The 18,374-nt window shown below is 55.1% G+C and carries 16 protein-coding genes and 2 pseudogenes; 9 read left to right on the top strand and 9 right to left on the bottom strand.

Annotation, left to right across the window (positions count from 1 at the left end; all coding sequences use genetic code 11):
• Window positions 1–206: 206 nt before the first annotated feature.
• Window positions 207–878, bottom strand: a complete 672-nt coding sequence (locus R3C20_12445; protein ID MEZ6041310.1) for a hypothetical protein — start codon at window positions 876–878, stop codon at window positions 207–209.
• A 309-nt stretch (window positions 879–1,187) separates the two neighbouring features.
• A complete protein-coding gene (locus R3C20_12440) occupies window positions 1,188–1,745 on the bottom strand; it encodes a hypothetical protein (GenBank protein MEZ6041309.1) in 558 nt (185 codons plus the stop codon).
• A 2,324-nt stretch (window positions 1,746–4,069) separates the two neighbouring features.
• Between R3C20_12440 and R3C20_12435 the strand changes: the two genes are divergently transcribed.
• The 3 genes from R3C20_12435 to R3C20_12425 all read left to right on the top strand — a co-directional run bounded on the left by R3C20_12435 (window position 4,070) and on the right by R3C20_12425 (window position 6,570).
• Complete coding sequence (locus tag R3C20_12435) at window positions 4,070–4,207, top strand: hypothetical protein (protein ID MEZ6041308.1); 138 nt, start codon at window positions 4,070–4,072, stop codon at window positions 4,205–4,207.
• Window positions 4,208–4,233: 26 nt separating this feature from the next.
• Window positions 4,234–4,419, top strand: a complete 186-nt coding sequence (locus tag R3C20_12430) for a hypothetical protein (GenBank protein ID MEZ6041307.1) — start codon at window positions 4,234–4,236, stop codon at window positions 4,417–4,419.
• A gap of 930 nt (window positions 4,420–5,349) precedes the next feature.
• The gene (locus R3C20_12425; GenBank protein MEZ6041306.1) at window positions 5,350–6,570 is read left to right on the top strand and encodes a group II intron reverse transcriptase/maturase; all 1,221 of its coding nucleotides are present in this window, start codon (window positions 5,350–5,352) and stop codon (window positions 6,568–6,570) included.
• Between the two features lie 61 nt (window positions 6,571–6,631).
• Here the strand turns inward: R3C20_12425 and R3C20_12420 are convergent, their stop codons facing one another.
• From R3C20_12420 to R3C20_12400, 5 genes are all read right to left on the bottom strand, one after another.
• Window positions 6,632–7,243 carry a hypothetical protein gene (locus tag R3C20_12420; GenBank protein ID MEZ6041305.1) on the bottom strand — a complete coding sequence of 204 codons (612 nt, stop codon included), beginning with the start codon at window positions 7,241–7,243 and terminating at the stop codon, window positions 6,632–6,634.
• Window positions 7,244–7,362: 119 nt separating this feature from the next.
• On the bottom strand, window positions 7,363–8,112 hold the full coding sequence (locus tag R3C20_12415; GenBank protein ID MEZ6041304.1) for a hypothetical protein: 750 nt from the start codon (window positions 8,110–8,112) through the stop codon (window positions 7,363–7,365).
• 57 nt (window positions 8,113–8,169) lie between these two features.
• On the bottom strand, window positions 8,170–8,787 hold the full coding sequence (locus tag R3C20_12410; protein ID MEZ6041303.1) for a hypothetical protein: 618 nt from the start codon (window positions 8,785–8,787) through the stop codon (window positions 8,170–8,172).
• A gap of 131 nt (window positions 8,788–8,918) precedes the next feature.
• Window positions 8,919–9,299 carry a hypothetical protein gene (locus tag R3C20_12405; GenBank protein MEZ6041302.1) on the bottom strand — a complete coding sequence of 127 codons (381 nt, stop codon included), beginning with the start codon at window positions 9,297–9,299 and terminating at the stop codon, window positions 8,919–8,921.
• A gap of 82 nt (window positions 9,300–9,381) precedes the next feature.
• Window positions 9,382–9,909, bottom strand: a complete 528-nt coding sequence (locus R3C20_12400; protein MEZ6041301.1) for a hypothetical protein — start codon at window positions 9,907–9,909, stop codon at window positions 9,382–9,384.
• Window positions 9,910–10,121: 212 nt separating this feature from the next.
• Here R3C20_12400 and R3C20_12395 point away from each other — a divergent pair, with 212 nt between their 5' ends.
• The 4 genes and pseudogenes from R3C20_12395 (at window position 10,122) to R3C20_12380 (ending at window position 11,873) form a co-directional block, all read left to right on the top strand.
• Window positions 10,122–10,568, top strand: coding sequence for a hypothetical protein (locus R3C20_12395; GenBank protein ID MEZ6041300.1), 447 nt, complete (start codon window positions 10,122–10,124; stop codon window positions 10,566–10,568).
• Window positions 10,517–11,629, top strand: coding sequence for an integron integrase (locus R3C20_12390; GenBank protein MEZ6041299.1), 1,113 nt, complete (start codon window positions 10,517–10,519; stop codon window positions 11,627–11,629). Before R3C20_12395 ends, R3C20_12390 begins: the two co-directional genes overlap by 52 nt.
• Before the next feature lie 15 nt (window positions 11,630–11,644).
• Window positions 11,645–11,743: pseudogene (locus tag R3C20_12385) on the top strand (hypothetical protein).
• A pseudogene (locus R3C20_12380) lies at window positions 11,733–11,873 on the top strand (tyrosine-type recombinase/integrase). The pseudogenes R3C20_12385 and R3C20_12380 overlap by 11 nt, the downstream one beginning before the upstream one ends.
• A gap of 583 nt (window positions 11,874–12,456) precedes the next feature.
• On the opposite strand, the gene R3C20_12375 reads toward R3C20_12380, so the two are convergent.
• Both R3C20_12375 and R3C20_12370 read right to left on the bottom strand, forming a co-directional pair.
• On the bottom strand, window positions 12,457–15,012 hold the full coding sequence (locus tag R3C20_12375; GenBank protein ID MEZ6041298.1) for a DUF2309 domain-containing protein: 2,556 nt from the start codon (window positions 15,010–15,012) through the stop codon (window positions 12,457–12,459).
• Window positions 15,013–15,109: 97 nt separating this feature from the next.
• Window positions 15,110–16,714, bottom strand: a complete 1,605-nt coding sequence (locus tag R3C20_12370) for a proton-conducting transporter membrane subunit (GenBank protein MEZ6041297.1) — start codon at window positions 16,712–16,714, stop codon at window positions 15,110–15,112.
• Window positions 16,715–17,351: 637 nt separating this feature from the next.
• On the opposite strand from R3C20_12370, the gene R3C20_12365 reads away from it, so the two are divergent.
• Both R3C20_12365 and R3C20_12360 read left to right on the top strand, forming a co-directional pair.
• Complete coding sequence (locus R3C20_12365; GenBank protein ID MEZ6041296.1) at window positions 17,352–17,753, top strand: winged helix-turn-helix domain-containing protein; 402 nt, start codon at window positions 17,352–17,354, stop codon at window positions 17,751–17,753.
• Between the two features lie 117 nt (window positions 17,754–17,870).
• Window positions 17,871–18,233, top strand: a complete 363-nt coding sequence (locus tag R3C20_12360; GenBank protein MEZ6041295.1) for a hypothetical protein — start codon at window positions 17,871–17,873, stop codon at window positions 18,231–18,233.
• The last annotated feature ends 141 nt before the right edge of the window (window positions 18,234–18,374 follow it).

The following is an 18,374-nucleotide window of genomic DNA, read 5'->3' as shown; positions in this document are numbered from 1 at the left end:
ATGGTGTCGTGTTCAGCATGCCGCGGTGGATCGAATTCTGTAGTTCAGTAACAGAATGCCCGCCGCAGTCCGCAACACCAAACAGCACTATTTGATTTCAGTTGCAGCGTGATTGATTGATCCGATTCACAAGTTTGTTATCTGGCTGTGCCGAGGGTGACGGCGATGGTGGTTCGGCACTGAATAGTCATAGGACTATGGGTACCTCAGGGATATTCGACGTCACGATTAACTGTGCAATTGGGCAGTGCTGACTGAATATTGGCAGCGCCCTTTAAGGTGATTTTCGTTCTTCTAAGACCAAGATAGCGTAATTGCGTGAATTTTGCAAAATACGGTACAGCACCATCACTGAGAGGAGTGCCATCGAGTGTGACGTGTTTCAGTGAAGCAAGCTTTGCCAGATGTCGAATTCCTTGATCCGTCACTTGAAGTCGTCCGAGGTAAAGACCTTTGAGTTCGCCAAGCTTGTGAAGGTGTGCGAGTCCAGAATCTGAAACGAGAGGGCTCGAAATTGAAAGATGCTGCAACTCAGCAAACCCGGAGAGAAATTCCAGATCGCTATCGTCAATAGGGATATCCACGAGGTCGAGCATGCGTAGTCGACTCATGCCACTGAGGCTGCGCAAGCCATATCCCGTGATCGCGGTTGAATTGATGTTCAGTTTTTCTATCTCGTTAAGATCTTTGAGGTGCTTTAGCCCTTCATCGGTGATTGCAGTTCCAGCAATGTCCAACTGCTTGAGATTGGGAAAAGGCGATAGCAATTGGAGGTCGGAGTCTACGAGTTTACGTGGCGGAAATCCTATGTCAGACAGCCCAACCGGATCGTAGAACGACACGCCAACAAGGCGACCGGACGAGTCCATATCAATCATTGCCAGGTCACGAATTGCACGGAGGCTGGTCTCGCGGGACAGTAGGGACTCCGGGCGTTGCTTGGCAGTATGTGCCAACTCAGCGGTGGGTTGGAGACTGGCTGGTTCACAGGACCGATTCCAGACACTCGCGGCAAGCACGACGGCAGCGACTGCGATTGATGCCGCAACGAGAATCCAGGTCGACCAAGGGCGGTTCATTCGTAGTCCGATCGAGTACCCTGCCAAATAACGCCCGCATCCGCAGGTTGCGGGAGAAGATTTTCCAATGTCAAAACCGAACCACCGCAACTCTGCTGCATGCGATGGTTACACGCTCTTTTCCGGAATGGCGTGTCGCAGCTCAAATTTGGCCAGGTAGAATTCGTCTTCGAGAATCGCGGCAGAATGGTCACTTGCGCGCCGCAAACCGTCTATGTAATGTTGCCGCCCATCATCATCCAATGCTTGCGCTGAAATGTAGAATTCTGCCTGGCAGAGCTCTCGCTCACGAAGCACTGGTACAGACGAAACCGAACTGCGAAGAGATTCGGCATCTACCTGTTCTATCAAAAACCGCCCGATTGGTCCTGGCCAATTGTTCGCACGGCGACGCTTCAGCAACCTTTTTAATAAAGAATTGGCTGAATCTTTGAGGGTCAAATCCTTGAGTCGTGCGCCTGCGAACCACAATAAGCAGGGCGACTGCACCCCGCCCGCCCCATCTGTGTACTCAATCTCGTTTCGTTCCAGCAATCTAACAGCTTCTGCCCAAGCCTCTACCGCGTCTGCTTCACGACCGGCGAGCCAATGGACCACACCAATGCTTCTTAAGTTGCCATCGCTTCGGGACTGGTCGATCCTCTCGGCTGATTCATAATCCGCCATCGCATGATCAAGCTGACCGAGGTTCAGGTGGGCGATGGCCCGATTTCGGAAGGATGGGACTGTTGGCGCCTCAGCCAGTTGCTGCGTGTATTCGTCAACGGCCTCGGAAAATCGGCCATCTTTGATTAGTTGCCAGGGATTCATGATGTTGCATTGAGCGTGTAACGCCCGCCATCAACGGATTGGGTTTCCATGAAAATTGAGGTGGTTGTCCAATTCCGGTGCATGGCCTTGTTATTTTGTTCTGTTCTGGACACGACTGAGTCCGCCCTGACCGCTGAAGTCGGACGGCCTGAAAGCTCCGGGTTTGTCTGACTGGGAACTCCGGAAATATTCTGGCATTGCGGCGAACAAACGGCAATAGCCTGGTGAAAGATTCAGGCGTCCAATTCTTTTTCAGCTCACGGACAGCTCTCGCCCGCAGCAGTCTTCAGGTGACCAGCGGTGGCTCCGGACGAGCATGACCATTGAGCCGTCTGATACGAAAAAGCTCTCGCCGGCCATCAGCCGACGGACGGCTTCCGCATACGGTTCGATTGATTTGGGCGAACAACCAGAACGCCGTCCACGTGTCCGCGCTGGTCGCCTCTGACAAAATAACGTCACGCGCCACCCGGTACGCGCGAAAGATTTTCAACTTCAATACCGCCCGACTCGCGCACTCGGGTGCACGCGATTGGTACGCCTGGCATGGCGGTGTTTTATGGGGTGCAAGTCCCTGTACGAGAATGGAGGTCTTGCTGAGTGATGGTACAACTATTGGTCGGCATGAATCAGGTACGAGACGAGGGCAACTGCGGGGAGGTAACGAACCGTGGGGAGGAAGCCTGCGAGTGTGCGCGACTGTTTTTCGTCTTTTGGGGCGTCGGCCTGTCTGTCGCCGCCGATCACACTCTCGTCAAAGCTGCGAGGTTACGGACAGAAACTCGATACAAGGCCGGTGTGGGCAGGTGAGTGAGCCAATCATCACGAAACCGTCTCCGTTCACTCACATTGGTAAATCGAGAGCTTGTGCAGCGAAAGTCACACGTCTTATCCAGGGCGGCACGGCCGCTTTGGTCGAGCTACCGCTCGGATAGCGATTCGGAGCTGAAGCTCCAACGAACCACCGAATGGTGGCCAGGGAGATCCGTCGTTCGTATCTGTCAGAAGAGCTTGCTCAAAGGCAGAGCGGAATGTGGTCAACACGCTTCGTGATCGACGGAAGTCAGCAGAGGTCGTAGTACTGTTTCGTCATATTCCACTGACGACAGGAAGGACCGAACCTTGAAGAATAAGGACGAGCACTCACTGATCTCGAACCGAGGGTGATGGTCTGCTCGGCAGATTAATCTCGTACTCCGAACGGAGTTTACCGGTTTGGCGGTTCGTGTCCTGCCAGCCTTTGGAGCGATTGTTGTGGTCGCTTTACTCCGGCAACTCTGACACGGAGCCTGTGTCTCTTCAGGAACCGCCTGATGCGGACCCGCACGCCAGGTGGTGGGGGCCGCGGCCAGCAATGGCCGCGGCTACCCGATTTATCCGACGGGGTTCCGCAGGGTTTGAAGTCCAGCCGAATCCCGCAACTAATCAGCAGCAGAAGGTTAGTAAGCCAAGAAAATCCTGCCCTAGGGTCCACTTCACAAGATAGATCCCAAACTAGGACTTAGAGCCACTTTTTGATTTCCAATGGTCGCGAATGAGCGGGAGAAAGCAACCAAGAAATGCAAGCATCATCGTTTTGTCTGTGACAGATTCTTCAGCACAGAAGAGCGTCGATGCTCCGTGGAAGTGCGTATCGAGTAAGAATAGACAGTCACAGAAGGTAACTTAATTTGCCATCCTTCAGCCGACTGGGCAGAGTAGACCACTTCGGTCTCACTGAGGCCTTGTAGATGTGAGAGTGTCGAATCGAATGGTAGTTCGGGGTAGAGGTTAAAGAAGTCCAGGAAAACATTTTCCCGAACACGTAGCTCGTCTGGGTCGGATTCGAAGAAGCTGGGCATGCGTGTGTGCGTGTGTGTGTTTTCGGATAACGGTACCAATCACCCGGCGGTGACGAGAAATTGTCCATTTGAAAACGCCCGACTCGCCGCTCGGGTGCATTGGATGGTTCTGCCGTATTTCGGTTTCAATCGCAGTCGTCGTTGTGGCGAAGTGCACCGCAAACGGAACATGTGAAAACGTAGTAGGTGTACGATCCGTGACCATCTCTAACCGTCTGTTTCCAGTCTGGAGTGCCAAGGAATCTTTCTATCTCAGATGGTAGCAGATCAGGTCATCAGTGAAGATGTCGGCAGGCAAGGAGCCACGAAAGACCATCGGACGTTGGCAGCAGAAAAGCCATGTTTCTCCTTGCCAAGTATGATATTTCGGAGTTCGAGCAGTTCAGCAAGGTGCTCGGGATCAATATGGACGTGATACCAGCAGTCATCGGGGAAGCGAGGATCGATGGGATGTTGAGTCAGCGTATATCCGTTTAGGGCGGAAGGATCGTGAGCGGAATCCCATGCGTACGACCAGCAGTTGCGTCATCGCGAGTGACCATTCCGAATTCGGTGTCCATAACCGTGTCCAGTTCGCCGGTGCAGAAGCAATCGTAGCAAGCCTCGTGGAATCGCGTCCCGACGTGTTTGCCGCATCGCACACATTCGCCAGGGCCATCGAGCCGCCGCGTGGGCAATCGGTGCTTTGAAGAGCGGGAACGGTCGTTGTGTGTCGTCAAACGTATCCATTCATCATCTTCACGGCAGAACGGCGGCCATCACCCGGCACGCGCGAGTAGAGCCAGCATGTCAAAAACGGCCGATCGCGTGCTCGGCGTGCATGGCCTTGGTACGCCCGGCATGGCGGTGTTTTATGGGTGCAAGTCCCCTGTAGGAGAATGGAGGTCTTGCTGAGGATGGTACATCCGTTGATCGTAAGAATCAAGTACGAGACGAGGGCAACTGCAGGAAGGTAACGATCCGTGGGGAGGAAGCCTGCGCAGTAAGCGCGCGACTGTTTTTCGTCTTTTGGGGCGTCGGCCTGTCTGTCGCCGCCGATCATCCTCTCGTCAAAGCTGCGAGGTTACGGACAGAAACTCGATACAAGGCCGGTGCGGGCAGGTGAGTGAGCCCATCATCACGAAACCGTCTCCGTTCCCTCGCATTGGTAAATCGAGAGCTTGTGCAGCGAAAGTCACACGTCTTATCCAGGGCGGCACGGCCGCTTTGGTCGAGCTACCGCTCGGATAGCGATTCGGAGCTGAAGCTCCAACGAACCACCGAATGGTGGCCAGGGAGATCCGTCGTTCGTATCTGTCAGAAGAGCTTGCTCAAAGGCAGAGCGGAATGTGGCCAACACGTTTCGTGATCGACGGAAGTCAGCAGAGGTCGTAGTACTGTTTCGCCATACACCACTGACGACAGGAAGGACCGAACGATGAATTCCAGGAAGGAGTCTTCGACCAACTCGACACGAGGGGAAGGGGCCGCTCGGCGGTCTGCTTCTGTCTCCCGCCAGGGGGTAACCGCGTCGGCGTTGGACAAGCAGCCAACCTGAACGACCGTGGTTCCACGGTCGAACGTTTGTTTCCAGAGATGATGATGGAAGCCGTCGTCAATGAATCCAACATGGAACGAGCATGGCAGAAAGTTCGGCAGAACCGCGGAGCCCCGGCCCCGACGGGATCACGCTGGACGAATTCATCGCCTGGTTCCGTCCACGCTGGGATCTCATTCGACGACAGCTTCTGGATGGCACGTATCGTCCGTCTCCCGTACGACGCGTGACCATTGACAAGCCGGATGGTGGCACTCGGCAGCTCGGTATTCCCAACGTGCTGGACCGCGTGATTCAACAGGCCATCCTGCAGATCCTGACACCTGTGTTCGACCCGCACTTCAGCGATTCGAGCCACGGGTTTCGCCCGAATCGATCCGCTCACGGAGCCATGCAACAGTTCGGCGGACGATCAGAGGTGGCGGTGTTATGTCGTGGATATGGACCTGTCGAAGTTCTTCGACAAAGTCAACCACGACGTGCTGATGAACCGAATCGCTCGTCGCGTTTCGGACTCACTGCTGCTGAACGGATCGGCCGCTACCTGCGAGCGGGCGTGATCGTAGACGGCGAACTGCAACCGAGTACCGAAGGAACACCACAAGGTGGTCCGCTGTCTCCACTGCTTGCCAACATCCTGCTGGATGACCTGGACAAGGAACTGGAACAAAGTGGTCTGCCGTTTGTGCGTTACGCCGACGACTTCGTGATCTTCACGAAATCAGAACGTGCCGCTCAGCGAGTGTTCTCTTCCGTGCAGCGTTACCTGATCCATCACCTTCGCCTCGTCGTGAACGAAACGAAGAGCAAAGTGGTGCCGTGGCAGGAACTCGAATTTCTCGGGTTCTGTGTCCGTGGCCGCTACTTGCGGATCAGGTTGACTGACAAATCGCTGCAGCGCTTCAAACGTCGTGTCCGAGAACTCACCGGCCGTAGCTGGGGAGTGTCGATGGAACGCCGCTTGAGCGAACTGCGAAGCTATCTTCGCGGCTGGGCGGGGTACTTCAGCCTGGCGATGGAACTGAAACTGTTCGACAAGCTCGATCAGTGGATCCGTCGTCGCATTCGCATGTGTTTCTGGAAACGTTGGCGACACAGTCGCACACGCAGTCGAGAACTGATGCGTCTGGGAGTTCCCCGTCGTCAGGCGATTCGTCACGCGAAAAGCCGCAAGGGTTATTGGCGTATGGCGAAGACCATTGCCAGCGGTGTCGGCTTTACGAACGCAATGCTTGAAGCGATGGGATTGTTGAGCCTGAAATCTCTGTGGAACGAACTGGATCCACTTCGTCGAACCGCCTGATGCGGACCCGCACGTCAGGTGGTGTGGGGAGGGCCCTCAGCAATGATGGCCCTTACCCGATTTAGCTGGCCAGTGATCGGTTCGAGTCTGCAATTGTCTTACACGCTTTCGCCATGATCGTGACAGCTTTGATGAATTCTAGGATGATCAAGTCGAACTGCATACGAACATCATCTGCATATGGTTGCGACTGCCAGTTTTTGATGGTCCGCCTTTTCCCGATGCGCGCGTGAGCAAACATGCCGTACAGGAACGTGTCCCATATTTGGCGACGTGTGTTGGCTTTGGCGTCGCTGGGAAATGTGATGGAAGGAGACGAATTCAAATACGCGTTGAAGTTGTCGCGAGACTTTTGGAAATTCGACAATGCAGTCGGGTCAGCAGTCATATTCGCAAGCATGCTTGCGATGTTTCCGAGCGACGTTGCGTCGTTGTTTTGGCAAAACATCCGAAGGGTAAGCACCACCGCCTTGGCAGCCTCATGGTCAGGGCTGGTTGTCGTGACGGTGAGTGAATTTGGTGTCCATTGTCGTATTACCGAAAGACCGTTGGCTTGCAGTTGTTTGATGTATGTAGATCCAGCGAGTTCGTCGGCTGATTCAACGAAGGTATCGAGAACTTCGAGTTGATCTTCCAGCTTCGTCGGGATCGGTGGTGAATCAGGTTCGGGCATGCGGCAAAGGCGAATTGGTTTCAGGAATGCGAGAGGGCAGGTTTTGTTTCTGTTGCGTGCCATCTGTTGCGACTGAGTTGCCAGCTAACGACTGCGGTAACCGGGCCGCCGCCAAAGGACTATGAATTCGAATCCGGCGTGATCGGCAGCTCCGGTTCACCGCTTGGTTCTGCCATTTCCACCGCAGCGGCCGGAGTGACCGACGTGTCGAGCCAACTAAACAATTCCTGATATTTTGGGAATGGATCGAAGATGTCAGCCTTAAGCACAGCTCGCAGCACATCCTTCATGGTTTCAACGTCTTGAGACCGAAATACCCACCAATCATTATCGCGATCATGTTGGACTGCGTGAATATGCACGCGATTGCGGAGGCCACGAAGATGGCCAATCTTCGCGTACACATCGGATGAAATCCCCAGCACTTTTTTCTTCTCGACACGGCGGCACATGTCAACGAAACGCATTTGAACGTCAATTGGTGCAGCACGCTTTTGATAGTGCGTCACTTCGTATTTGAATTCGTTGGTTCCATCTGAGAACGTGTTGGTCTCCCGGCATTGGAGTTCTTCCCAGTATTCCTGCTTTTGGTGACCATTTCCTTTGAGAAGTATCCACAGAATCGACTCGATGATACTGCAGCCAGCGATAATGAAGGTCTTGCGCAGCTGGTTTTCGACGACACTGTGAAGCGCAGTATTTGTGAGTTGGTGGGCAGTGAACTCCATGTATTGGAAACTATACGAGATGTTACGGATGTAGGCCCGACGATAGGTCACGAATGCGCCTTGCGGAAGACCACGCTGGATGTAGTCGTGGTAATGCTGGACGCGGGTCGGGCACCAGAATTCGTCAGAGGCTGAATCCATGTCAGTAGCTTGGCTCGATGGCAGAACGACGGCGGTAACGGGGCCGCCGCCAAAAAACTATGATTTCAAAACCCGCGTCATCGGCGGCTCCCGTTCACCGCATTGTTCTGCATCTTCTGATGTGCGAGAAAAGCCTGCGTCGTCGACAAGATCCGGCATCAGAGTGAAGAATTGATTACACCGGTCTATCACCGTTGCCATGTCGCCTGTTCGGAATACTTCGGTGTGCAATTGGTCGCAGCCAAAGGTGGCGCAGTCGATCGCTGTCCGTTCCCAAAGCCGTTTGGATGGCCATGTTTTCAAGACGGTTGCGAAGGGCGCGGAACACTTGTGCGAACGTAAACGGTCGTTGATATTTGTAGCGAACCCAACCTTGAAACGACCGGGATCGTGTTCCGGTTCCAGTTGGATTAGATAAAAAACACCGTAATCAATCCCCGGTGTATTCCCATCATTGTCTGATTCGTCAGCGGCAGCGGTTTGTCTCGAAGCAACATCGGTTTGGAGGGTTTGAAAGTCTTCGATGGAGATGTAAGCGATGGCCTGTCCGTTGTGATTCGCGCTCTGTTCCTTGAAGGTCTCAATCCCAAGTCGGCGAAGAATCTTGAAGACGGCCTGTTTCCCGTAGCCGACCGCTTGTGCGGCATCGATCACTGAAATTCGGTCGTCATTCATGTGTATTGTGGTGCCTTGGATGCAGAACGACAGCCGTAACCGGGCGGCCGCCGAGAGACTTTGATTTCAAAACCGACGTTGTCGGCCGCTCCGGTTCACGGCCTTGTTCTGCCGCGCATGGTTGTCGTTCGTCAATCGCCGAGGCAGACCACGCGGCGATCAATATTGTACGCATGATTGAGCATTTGTTTAAGCGCCCCGATGCGATCAAGTGCGTCTGATTTCATGATCAGTTTGTCGATCGGCGTTCGATCCTCGCCGTGGTAGCCGATCGTTACATTCCATTGGTCGCCCCGAGATCGCACATCACGTTCCGCATTTTCGAGCACCAAGAAGAAGGCCAGCAGCTCTTCGGCGAAGAATTCCGCGTTGCCATACAGATCGACCATTTGTTCAACTTGGCGGTAGGTCTCCTCGAAGTACGGATAGAGAAACCAGTAGAGAGGATCATCGTCCTCGAAGAACAGGTGGTCTGTATCGGGATGGTCTTTGATTGAGATGGTAACGGCCATCCGTTTGGCATGTCCTAACTGTTGGGAGCGACTAGCGGCAGAACGACCAAGGTAACCCGGCGGCGGCCAAGAACCTTCGATTTCAGAGCCCGCCCGAACCGCCGCTCGGGTTGACCGCCTTGTTATCCGCTAATGGGTATTGGAAACGACTAGAGCCGTCGATTGGAAGTGACGAGATCAAGAGGACAATGGAAAGATGTAGTGTCATTGCAACCAGCAAAACGCCAGCAAAGTTCAGGAGTAGTCGAGACCACGCTATGCCCTGCGGTTTAGGAAACCCCGAGAGTGTTAATGAAGTGCCTGCCGCTGGATTCACGATCTCATAGCGGTATCCGTATTCGCTTTGAAAGTACACCGGCCATCCGCGATGGACCTCAACCACATACGGAACGGCATCAGCACTCCGAATGGGCTCCGGGATGACTCCGCCGTTCCGTTTAACCTCTGGGAGATTGGACAAATAGGAGTGCGGAATGCTTGCGCCTTTCATGTCAGTCACCGCTCTGGACGAAACCGGCGTAATGATCGTCTTTGATTCAAGGTTCTGCAGTACGACATACACACTGAGCGCGAGATAAAATGCGACGGTCCACTTGTGTCTTGCGTTCATGGTCACGGTACTCTCGCGGATAACTATAGTAAGTAACCCGGAAATTCACCGGGATAAAGTCAATATCACCGATTTTATCCCGGTGTGGGGGCATTTTTATTCGGGTGTAAGGATTTCTGCAAGGCTTGGGTGTGCCAGACCGGGATAAAAAGTAGAACGCCGGGATACGGACTGTGTGTCAAAAGCCGAATCTGCCCGGGTGATCAGAAAACATGAGCGTACAGCAGTTTAAGCAACTCGTTCGGAATGGGAACTTTGGAGCAAAGGATAAGGAGTGGTTTCCTGCCTGGCTCAAACGTTTTGCCGAGGCCGTTGGCACGGATGACGTCTCACGCCTGACTCTGACTCGCGAACGGGCTTTGGAATTCTCACGAGAATTGCTGGCCAGCGGTGTACCGGCATGGCAGAGGAAGCAGGCTGTTCGTGCCTTGTGTGCCTATCGTGACATGGTCCTGCAGTCTGATGAGCCTTTGCTTTCGGACATGGTTCGTAAACTGGCAACTCTGGCCGAGCAGGAGCGAGCCTTTGGCGGCGCGGAAATTCCGGATCCCACGCAGGAGCGGGCTCTTGCAGCAGACCATTCAGTGCCATCCACCCTACGAGCCTGGTGTTTCAGGAGACGCGACGCGAATTACGAGTTCAGGGCAAAGCACTTCTGACGGAGCGCGCGTACATCGGATGGATTGAACGATACATGCGATTCTGTGGCATTGAACCTCAATCACCCGAGGCGGATGGCGCGATCGAGCGAGTCACAGAAAATGGTGCGTCCATTCAACGTCCTTTGTCCGAAGCCGCGATCGCGGGCATGCGCCGCAGTCAGGCGGTGGCGGCCCTGCAGAATCTTGACGAGTCACAGATTCGCGCGTTTCTGACTCAACTGGCCGTCGAAGGGAATGTGGCCCCGAATACGCAGAATCAGGCGAAGTCGGCGCTGTTGTTCTTATATCGACAGGTGCTGAACCGAGAGATCGGTTTTCTGGACGTTGTCCCCGCCGACAAGTCACAACGACTGCCTGTTGTCCTGAGCCGCGAAGAGATTCGCCGAGCGTTGCCGGAATTCGAAGGACTGCGCCGACTGATGTTTCTGGTGATGTATGGGGCCGGCCTGCGGCACGCGGAATGCCGCCGACTGCGAGTCAAGGATGTGTGCTTTGATGAAGGGCACATTGTGGTCCGGTCGGGAAAGGGGGAGAAGGATCGCATTACGGTTCTGCCGGACAGTTGCCGACAGGAACTCGTTGAGCAGGTAGATCGTGTCCGGCGACAACACGGTCGCGACCTGCAGAGCGGCTTCGGAAAAGTGTATCTGCCCTATGCACTGGAACGAAAATATCCGAACGAGAGCAGTGAATTCGGCTGGCAGTGGATCTTTCCGGCCCGACGGTTGTCCAGAGACCCTCGCACCGGAGAACACCGTCGGCATCATGTGGGCGAAGACTACTTTGCCGACTTCTTTAAGGCTGCCATCGATCGATCGGACATTGCCAAAAACGCCGTGCCGCATTCTCTGCGACACAGCTTTGCGACTCACCTGCTGGAAGACGGCGCCGATATTCGCACGGTGCAGGACCTGCTCGGACACAAAGACGTGCAGACCACAATGGTTTATCTGCACGTGATGAACAAGCCGGGACTGGCCGTTCGCAGTCCGGCGGATCGGCTGAGATCAACGCCGCTCGGGACCGGTGAACCCAATGAGCAAATCCCGACGGCCTGACACATGTCTTGACTCGAACTGCCGAGCCATGCGGACGCCAGCACCACCATGATCTACACTCACGGCCTGCAACAAGGCCCGCCGGGAGTCAAAAGCCCGCTGGATCGACTGTGAGCGGGCGAGCGACTGTAGCGTGCGATCGTACAAAGGCGATTACCTGGCGGCCGGGAAGGATATTCGAACAGTGCAGGAACTGCTGGGTCATAAGGACGTGCAAACGACAATGATCTACACGCACATGATGAACAAGCCTGGGCCGGTTCGGCAATTGGGGACAGACACCTCGCCTGTCCGGCGGTGTTGAGGACCGCTGTCAAACGATGTCTTCATGAACTCCATGAACCCATGAACTGATTTGGATCCGTATTGGTGAAACATGGATTGGAAACAGTTAGGATAAGTCTGTCTGCAGGCGTCGTCCCGTCTGCACGCGTCCGGAAACCGTTAGGGACAGACACCTCGCTTGACTTAGCCTCCCCTTTGGGTCGGGTTAAACGAGCGGCAGGCACAGTTCTGGAATGGCAATTGGGGGCAGACACATTTCTTCAATCAATCTGCTCGGTCACGCGGACGTCAGCACAACGATGAAAGCTGCTTTTCTTAACGCTTTGCCATGCATCTGAAGCTGTGTTTCATTTTCAGCGGCAGTTTCATTTCCATCGCCAGTGGCGAGTGGGTTCGAGGAATGCGGCGGCGATCCACAGGGCGGCTGGGATAAGGATGGTACTCATGGTTTGTTCTCACTTTCATCCTGAGAAAATGGATGCACCGAAGAACAGCGGAAGACTGTTTCAGCAGGTGCGCTTCAGTAGGTGCGTTTCCGGCTTTCAGCAACTGGCAGCAGCGACAGACTGGGACTCCCATTTCTGCGTGGCTGTCCACCGATAAAACTGCTCACCTTCCAGTACAATCAGTGAGAGCCAGCCGTTGGTGACCAGGTCACGAACATGTGCGTGCTTCTCGATGATGTGCTGAACGGATTTTCGAGGCGCTTCGATCAGAACCAGCAGTCGCAGAGGTTCGTGCTGGAATTTTTCGCCGTCGTGAACCGACTGCCAGGGCAGGCCGGTCATCAGGTCTCCGCCGTTTCCTTCGAAGACACCCAAATGACCGACGACGTTGTGGATCAGCTTGTTTCCGCTGCCGAAGGATCGGTTGTCGACTGCGGAAGCGTAGTACTGCAGATTGATCCAGCTGGTCACAACCATCGGCGCGGTCATGATTAGTTCCAGCACTCGAAGATCAGGATCCTGGTGATGATCGTAACTGTGCATGAAGGTTCGGCCGGTCAAATTCAGACCGGCGGTTCTGGATCGAGGGGCCACGATGAAGGCTGCGTTGTTCGCCAGTCCCCATTCAGGTCGTACCTCGGCCCAGTCCCGGCCGCGTCGCAGCACGTCCGTATCTGTCTTTGAGCCCAGTCGTGCAGATCGTTCGGCTCGGCAAAGTCGCCCGGCCTCGACCGTCCAGCTTTGAACACTTTGGAAAATGTCCACGAACGTTTCGGGAATCGTGTCCACATCCGGAAATCGAATCTCGTCGGTTGTCGTGTTGTGGACGGCCGCCACGAACCAGGTCGATTCCGGAATCTCTATGCCTCGTTGCGAAAGCTGTTCCCGAACCTGTGCGTCGTTCAGCAAAGCGGCGGCCACTCGAGCGTTCGGTTCGCCGGAATGACCACCACACGCTCCGCAATCCAGCCCGGACTTGTATGGATTGTTGGTGACATCCGCTGCGTGACCACAGATGGCCACGATGCGAGCAAACGATTGGGTGAGCCCCAGATTTCGCAGCATGTTTTCGGCGAGCGTTACTTTCTGCTGGATACTGAGGCCGCTGTGATCCGGTCCGTTCAGATCCGGTCCCAACCGACTGTGATTGCATTTGGTGACGCCATCACCTGTTGTGGCAGACGCCGGGCGAGTCAACTGCAGCGAATTTGCGAGCAGCTTTCCGAAGTAAAGCAGGCCCATGGATTCGACAAATGAAAAGCATGATGCTGCTGAACCCTGGAACGACTTCCACAGCTTTCGTCCCGTTCTCAGAATGCTTCGTGCCTCTTGGGCTTCGTTCACGGCAACTTCGTCGCTGCCCTGGATTGTTTCGTGAACCTGAAAGCCGGGGCTCAGCAGCACGGGACACTGAGCCGCTCCGGAAGACGCGCCCAGCGGCACATATTCGAATGGCATCCCAAAGAATCCGGCAAAGCCGAAGGTCTCGATTCCCTGATCCACCGATTCCAGATTTCGTCGAAACACTTCAGAACGAACATCGATGCAGAACACCATCTGCAGCGACCTGGGCGTCTTCATCCCGGGCGGCACGACTTGTTGCGACACCGTGCGACACAGTTTTCGTCGATACGCAACTTCAGCGGCGACCTGCAGACAATACCGAGCCACAACGTCCAGCGGTGGAGACAGCGTCGGTTTCTGCTGCAGGCCTGACTTGTCCGCAGCGCCGGGCCATGAGGATGCCGGCCACATCACATCATGGCATCTGAGCAACGCGACGTCGTAGGCGAGTCGAATCGCCAGCAGCCCAATCAGGTCTTCATTCACCTGCGGTTCGGCTGCAGGGTTCCAGCCCTGAAATCGAACATACGACGCCCAGCCGCTCACAGAGAACAGCTCGCACATCAGAAATGATCGCCATGCAAAGGGCGGCACTTCCAGCAGTTCCAGCATGTTTGCAATGGCCTGCATCGGCGACGAAGGGAGTTCCGCCACGAAGCTGCGAAACCCGGGAATCCCCAGGTGCTCCATTCGGAGACTGATCATGGCCGTTTCGCGCCAGGCGTGATACAGCGGCTGGTCTTTCCATGGATTATTCCAGACGGCCTGTCCCTGGTCGTAATGGGCGGAAAGGTACCGCGAAATGTCATTTACGATGTGGCTGTTCCACGTGCTGCCTTCCTGCTGATCAACAACGTCGGCCATGGTGTGGATCGTGCGTTCCGATCCCCCGTGGCTGCATGGTTGCATCGCCCAGTTCTTCACATGGTCAGGCGCGATGTCTGCATACAGTCCGGGATACTCACCGCGACACTGCTGCAGAGCTTCAGCGATGTCCGTCGGTGTGATTTCCCCGTTTTCCAGCAGCGACTGGAAGTAAGTCTGCGGCATCAGCAGATCACAGTCCCGGATTCCGCATAGCTGTTGTCTGGCATCAAGAAACGTTCTTGCGGACAGACCAAGAAAAGGATTCACGGCCACATAGTCTCGCAGCGGCCACAGCGGTGGGATGATGCTCTGCAACTCGTCCAGCACCTTCGTCAGGTGCAACTGGTCGGCTTGCTGTCTGCCTGTCACCAACGGAGCGTTATGCGAAATGATATCAGTGGTCTGTTCTGTGGCTTGTTCTGCAAAACTGAGCTTCGACATTCGGTTTCTCCCGGTCGCAAAAGTTTTTGAGCGCAGGTTGTGATCGCAATGAGTCCGTGGTTGGTGGATGAAGGAGCCTGCAAGGATCTATGAACCGCTATTGAGTGGGCCCCTGTTGCCCCCAGGCCCAGGCCGTGACACGGCGAGCAGGAACATCCAGATAGAAGCCGTGAACCGCGTGGACGTACAGCGATCGCAGCAGCGGCCCCGGTGTTGCCAGCCGAGTTGTCGCCTGGAGTACAAAGATGCCGACAAAGCCCATGCCGACGAACGCTGTCACCAGCGAATCAAACGATGACGGTATGATTTTCAGATGAGACACCGACGAGGCCAGCAGAGTGTCCGTCGCCAGCCAGGCCCCGTAGTAGCCACAGCAGACAGCCGTCGCTGCCAGGACACCCCATGCGGCCAGACGAAGAGATCCGGAAGAAAATGCGGGCCACAGCAGTTGCGTCATCGCAATCGTGAGGACCAGACCCAGGACGACGGCTCCGGGCTTCGCAAAAAAACTATCCGTCAGCGTAGAGACGGTCGCGCCGCAGATCACGAAGGCTACCGTCAGAGCCAGCGGCAGCATGACCAGACTTCGTGTAGCGGAATGGACCCGGCCGCTGTTCGTTTTCAGACCAGCCGCTGTATCAAGCACGCTTCCGGAACTCAGAAACGCATGAGCCTTATAGACTGAATGTGCCACAATGTGCAGCAATGCGGCAGAGAACGCACCGAGTCCGCACTGCAGCATCATGAAACCCATCTGAGCCATTGTCGAATAGGCCAGTTGCCGTTTGACGCTGGTTTGCGTCAGCATCACGATGGCTCCCAGCAAGGCGGAGAACGCTCCAGTCAAAGCCAGAAAATCCAGAGCCAGATGAGACTGAGCGATCAGGGGGCTGAGTCGAAGGATCAGAAATCCGCCCGCGTTGATAATTCCGGCGTGCATTAAAGCGGACACCGGCGTGGGAGTTTCCATCGTGTCGGGCAGCCAGCTGTGAAACGGAAACTGAGCCGACTTGGTCATGGCTCCCAGGACATACAGGCTGCCAATGACTGGAATCCAGACGCTGCCAGGCGAACCCTGCTGCAGTTTTTCGGCCGCAGCAAAGATTTCTGAGTACTCAACGCTGCCAAAGCAGAAATACGTCAGTCCCAAAGCGGCCAACAGCATGACGTCACCCAGCCGACTGATCAGAAACTTCTTGCGAGCTGCCCAGATGGCCCACGATCGGTCCGAGTAATGCGTGAGCAACTTGTGCAGTCCGAAACTGGTCAGCATCCAGGCCGCAGTGAACATCACCAGGTTCCGTGACACCACAAGTAGCAGCACAGCACCCAGAGTGAAGGCGATCCACTTGAGGAATCGTCCCTGAGTCGCATCACGATCCAGATAGCTGATGGAATACCGGATGATGATGGCTCCGATAAACGTGATCAGCAGCAGCATGATGGCTGACAGAGAATCCAGGTAGACCCCCAGGCTCACTTTGATTGGCCAGGTCAGTGTCGCCAGAGCCACATCAACCGAACCCACTCGCACCAGCATCGCCGCCGTCACCATCGCCAGAAAGAATGCAAGTCCGGCGGTGACCTTTGCCGCACGTCGCATCAGGCCGACATGACGATTCGCAAAGCCAGACGGCACCAGGCCGAACAGCAGAAGTAGAACTGGTGATACTACGGCCAGACAGGATTGCAGGATTGGCACGAATCGACCCCTTCTTCTGAAATCTTTGACAAGAGCCCGGCCCTTGCCCCACAGCGTGCTGCCGCTCGGAGGCGCGGCGTTGACCCGCGGAAAAGTATCCGGTTGCTGTGCGTGCATCGGTGTCGGCAGGACTGTCTACACGCAGCGATTTGCGAACAATAAAGCACGACATGAATGTCGTCAATTGAGTGTCGCCAGTTTTCTCGGAAATCTTAAATCGAATTGCTGCGGAAGAGTGTTTCGAGTCAATTCGTGACACTGGGTTTGCGATTGATGTGTCGTATTTCGCCGATAAGATCCGGGTTGATTGGACGGTTTGGAATCAGTGTCGGCAGGTCAACGTTCTGCTGAGAAGGCATCAGGGGGGCTCATGTCCCCCGCTCGCCAACAGTTAGAGAACTGCAGACGTTTCCACAAGAAAATCGGCGAGCCGGGTACGTCAGTGTCCGGTTTCACTAACGAAAGACGTCAGGATTCACATTCACAATCGATACACCAATCAGATGGGAATCCGGCAAAATCAGGGGACTCACGTCCCCCCGCTTGCCGTTACCGGGCTGTTATCCAGTTGTTGAAATCACGATCAGGGGATTCACATCCCCGTGGTCCAGGGGCATGCCCTCGCGAAGGAAAACCTATGAAGAAGAAAACTCGGCTCAGTTCTTCTGCTGCGGCAGAACGGGGTTCGGGGCGTTCGATGGCCTCAAAGGCGGCAGCGTCTGCTTCGAGTGGGGCAGCCAATGTTGTCGAATCCGCTGCGGCCCGGTGGACGTTTCTGACCAATCATTCCCACGTGCTGATTCTGATTTCCCGAAAACCTGATGTTGTGCTGCGGCATGTTGCCACTCAGGTTGGCATCACTGAACGAGCGGTGCAGCGGATCATTGCTGACCTGGAAGAGGCCGGCATTCTGGAGCGGGAAAAAGTGGGACGGCAGAACCACTATCGCATCCTCCCGGACAGGCCCCTCCGTCACGCGATAGAATCACATCGCAGCATTGGTGACTTGTTGTCACTGATGGCGGTCGATGACCATTGAAGACTCAGGGAAATGATACTCAGGGAAGAAGAATGGGGGGGCATGTGCCTGCCTCATTTTATTCCGACCGATCCTCGAGATCCTGAGATCCCGGGCGTCAGCTGCAAATGCGGGTGAATGACCCCCGCCAAACTCAGTGGATATCAATCGACCCAACGCGACAGCACGTCAACGGTAGCCGGATTCGTACGAATTCGAGCGACCAGTCAAAGACGCAATTGCCCCGTTGTATTCCCCCCATTTGCAGTCGCCATTCGGCTGTGGGTCGACCGAAAGGCTGTGGATGTCAGTCCCGGCAAAACCTTCCGGGCCTCATCGCGCATCTCAGCCTGTCAGGCGGTAAATCGCACGATGGCGGTACACAACAGTGGTAGCCGGATTCGTAAGAATCCGACGAATCTCGGAACCTCCACAGGATTGGTAAGAACTCCGTTGAATCTTCGTTTGCGAGTGGGGCCGCTCAACCATCATGCGGAATGAAGAACAGTCACCGTCGCGGTGAGCTTCCTTTCGGTGTTCCGACCCCAGTGCATAGCCCCGCAGGTATTCACGGCCCTCCGGGATATTGTCAGTCTTCTGGGTTGACGCGGGGGGATTGAGTTTTAAATTACGTGGGTGTGA

This window comes from Planctomycetaceae bacterium, from assembly GCA_041398825.1.
Taxonomy (GTDB): Bacteria; Planctomycetota; Planctomycetia; order Planctomycetales; family Planctomycetaceae; genus F1-80-MAGs062.
This window is presented reverse-complemented; position numbering and strand designations above follow the sequence as displayed.